General features: G+C 34.0%; 3 protein-coding genes. 1 reads left to right on the top strand and 2 read right to left on the bottom strand.

The window, feature by feature from the left end; genetic code table 11:
• Positions 1 to 174: 174 nt before the first annotated feature.
• Positions 175 to 558 carry a hypothetical protein gene (locus tag ACFWE9_RS26315; RefSeq protein WP_483878218.1) on the top strand — a complete coding sequence of 128 codons (384 nt, stop codon included), beginning with the start codon at positions 175 to 177 and terminating at the stop codon, positions 556 to 558.
• 328 nt (positions 559 to 886) lie between these two features.
• Here the strand turns inward: ACFWE9_RS26315 and ACFWE9_RS26320 are convergent, their stop codons facing one another.
• Positions 887 to 1,027 (bottom strand): hypothetical protein, encoded by a 141-nt coding sequence (locus ACFWE9_RS26320; RefSeq protein WP_377359586.1) that lies wholly within the window; start codon positions 1,025 to 1,027, stop codon positions 887 to 889.
• A 305-nt stretch (positions 1,028 to 1,332) separates the two neighbouring features.
• A complete protein-coding gene (locus ACFWE9_RS26325) occupies positions 1,333 to 3,237 on the bottom strand; it encodes an EAL domain-containing protein (RefSeq protein WP_377359588.1) in 1,905 nt (634 codons plus the stop codon).
• Positions 3,238 to 3,502 lie beyond the last annotated feature (265 nt).

A 3,502-nucleotide genomic window follows, 5' to 3' on the forward strand; every position in this document is an offset into this window, starting at 1 on the left:
CAATAATTAAGCCCCTCTCAATTTAGAGAAGGGCTTTAACAATGGAGGAGTACCTTCGGGTACCACAATAATAGAAGCTTGATTAGTGAAAAGCGCTTAAGCCTATCACATATCAGATTGGCTACTTATAGATTTTGTTAGTTTAACTAATGATAAGTCAATGGAGTGATAAATTTGAAAGTGGAAGGTATTTATTCTTATTTATGTGAAAATTGTTCAACACTGTTTGGAGTAGTATCGCGTTTTTCTGTTATGGAAGATAAAGTTGAGACACTTACATGTCCCAAATGTTCTAAGAAAGTAGCAGCATGTATTGGAGAAGGGCATATAAATTACGTAAATTACGTAAAAAGGGAAGAAATAATAACGAACGATACCGATGAGTCACAACTACCTGAATTATTAACTGTAGAGCATTTGGCAGCTTATTTAAATGTTAGTGAAAGAACTGCTGATGAATACATGGGAAATCCCGATTTTCCTTTAATTCGTTTAAAAAGGTCCAAGAGGGTTTTCAGAGATGACTTTTTCGACTGGTTACAGTCAAAGAAAAAATGAAACAAGAAGAAGTCGTTTAGAAATTGTATGGCTAATAGAAATTTCAAGATGAGGTGCTTCGTAATGGCAGCACCTTATTTGTATTTTTCTATTAAAGAATAGCCATTTCGATAAGATCTGATTTATTGAATTTCTGTTGGTCTGCGAAGCTATCCAGCAAAGCCTAAACTTCCTGATTTATGACAATAGTTTTCCGTATCTTTTTGCCTTTAACTAAAGTCACTACCCTTTATACAAGTCATTTCACATGAGATTATGCATCGAACTATTCTTTAATTGTAGATTTACCTGCTTTCTTATCAGCAGTTATCTATTAGCTTTTTGAAACTTATAAAATCAGACTCTTTTGCTTCGAATCAAAAGAACCTGGGTTAAATCCTTGGTATAGTGCAGCTTGTAGAATCCAAGTAAGCTTGCCTTTTGCACCTTTATCCAAAGGGACGATGGTAGCCTTTGTCTTAGCTCCCATTTTCCATCCACAACTAGCTTTTTATTGAATTGTTTATTTAGTTTGGTTTGTAAAGCTATGATCAATTAAGTTTGAGTTTTAGGGCCATTAATTCCATTCGTTTCAAGGTCAAATAAAAAAGCTCCCTACCGAAGTAGAGAACGTTGACGTCATCACTTTACTGCTGTTTAATGTTAATCTTTCTATTCTAGTATTAAAAGTTAAGTTATAATATCTCCTATTCAATAAAAATCAATGAAATTGTTCTGATGCATTAGTAAAATATACGCCTTAAAATTCAAATGATTTGAATCCTACTTTTCTATTCACATCATTTGAAGAAACCCTTTATTCCATTGATCAATCGGCAATTTCCTAATATCTTGCGGTATAGCAAATAAGTATCCCTGGACATACTTAATACCCACTTGAGTTAATTGCAAAAGATCCGATTTTTCTTCTACTTGTTCCACCATTAATTTCCTAATATACTCTCTATCTAAATTATTGGAAATCTCTTCATAGTAATGATCAACATACTTCATCTTCATCTTCACGAAGTCTGGCTTCAAGACTAAAATCTCTTCCAAATCTGTAGCGGTGTTATCACCGAAATCATCTATAGCAATACTCATCTGTTCTTCATCACAAATTTTTTTCCAAAGTTGCGGATCTTTCTTCACATGTTCTGTTATTTCAATAGTAACAGGAACAGGACATTTTTTGAGAATGCGTAGACATTCCCTTATTATTTTTTTCGGTAAATCTGCCTCCAGATTGAAAAAGACTCCGGATAAATTCAATCCCTCAAAATAACGGAAATCACTCACTAGCTTTTGACAAGTAAGAATACTGAGTCTGTCTAATAGGTTATACCTTCTTGCTACATCAAACCATTCATCAGGTCTTTTTTTACTATCCAGAAATCTTGTTAACACCTCTACAAAATCGACTTTGCCTGTCCGAGTATTGATGATAGGTTGAGCAAACAAATCAAACTTCCCCTCTTCCAATAGTCGATTTAATTCCTGACCGTCTCGGTCAATCGGCCATTCCAAGGGCAGAGAAGACACAGTAGGAAGATCGATTTTAAGGCATCTCATTAACTCTCTGAGATTGTACGATGCATAAATAAAAGCAGCAAACCTTCTAGCTATATCTATTTTCTTCCTTCTAGCATACACCAAACCTGCGCAAAGCCCAGCAAGATAATAGGAAGGAAGGTAATCCTTAATTAACGCGCTATCGTAAGAATTAAGATATTCTTCACCAAAATGGGGCAGAATTTTGTCAAAAGGGGCGATACCCTCTGGTATTTCGACTTTTTGTTCAGTATCATCTTCTTTAGCAAGGTCTCTCGTCAAATACTCGCATATTTGCATCCACTTATCTTGATTCTGAAAAGACTCTATCGGAAAACAATCTAATAACAGGTGGAGTTCTAAATAGCGACTATCATAATAAATATTTGTCTCGCCCTTTAATTCCGCAAAGTCTATTATGGCTAAATCTATAACTTTGTCCCGTTTATTTTTTACTATGATATTATTCCCGTGAAAATCCCCATGGACATGACCAAGATATATATCTAATTCTGTGTCTTTCCATAGGTTTTCATTGTACAAATAAATTAAGGGATTAGGTAACACTACACCCCCAGCAAGTCCTATTAACCTACTATTTGTGTCAACGCCTAATTCCATTATCGGGGTTATGAGTTTGTCCCTCTCCCATCTTTCCTTTCCTAATGTTTCAATAATCGCGTCAAATGCACTTGTTTTTACACCCATATAATCTGTATCCCAATTCTCGCGAAAACGAAGTACTTTGCACATGATTTTTTCATAATCTACGACCATTTGTCTGGTAATAGCTTCATTAAGGGTAAAACTTGAGCCACTTCCAGCAAATTCATACATAACCGCATGCATATTTTCAAATTCTTTTATATCAATCACTTTTGGAATAGAGTTAACATAATTGTTTTCATCAGCCAATAATTTTGATGCTTTTTCGTACGCTTTTATTTCTTTAGTCCCTTCTTTGATTGACGAAATCTTGATAAGGGATGGTATTTTTTTTATTTTATCATCATCTTTTTTGGTAATCTGCACTATATAAACTTCTGCGCCAGACTTTCCTGTACTTATTTTTCTATGTATTTTCGGATTTTGTTCTAATCCGAATTGATCAAGACACTTCTGGTATTCTTTTTGTTCCTGACTGTTCATCTTCATCCCCCAGATTTCAAATGTGACTTTCATTTTACTTCAACTTATTCTATTACAACCTAGCCAAAAACAGTAATCGATAAATATACTAAAAATTACGAATCCTTTTCAATGCAAAAGAAACTTCTATTTCTCATAATTTAGAAGTCTCTTCTTTTTAGATATTCTTGTGTTTCATTTGATTACTTTTTTCAAAAAAAGTGTTACGATTCCAATTTCTTTATCCGGTCTTCAATGAAAACTATTTTTAATGCCATTTCACTAC

Source organism: Peribacillus sp. NPDC060253, from assembly GCF_042727425.1.
In the GTDB taxonomy this organism is placed as follows: Bacteria; Bacillota; Bacilli; order Bacillales; family DSM-1321; genus Peribacillus.

What these genes read in the sequence shown, in the direction of transcription:
- ACFWE9_RS26320 (WP_377359586.1), bottom strand. Translation starts at nt 1,027, where the DNA reads ATGGGAGCTAAGACAAAGGCTACCATCGTCCCTTTGGATAAAGGTGCA.
- ACFWE9_RS26325 (WP_377359588.1), bottom strand. Translation starts at nt 3,237, where the DNA reads ATGAACAGTCAGGAACAAAAAGAATACCAGAAGTGTCTTGATCAATTC.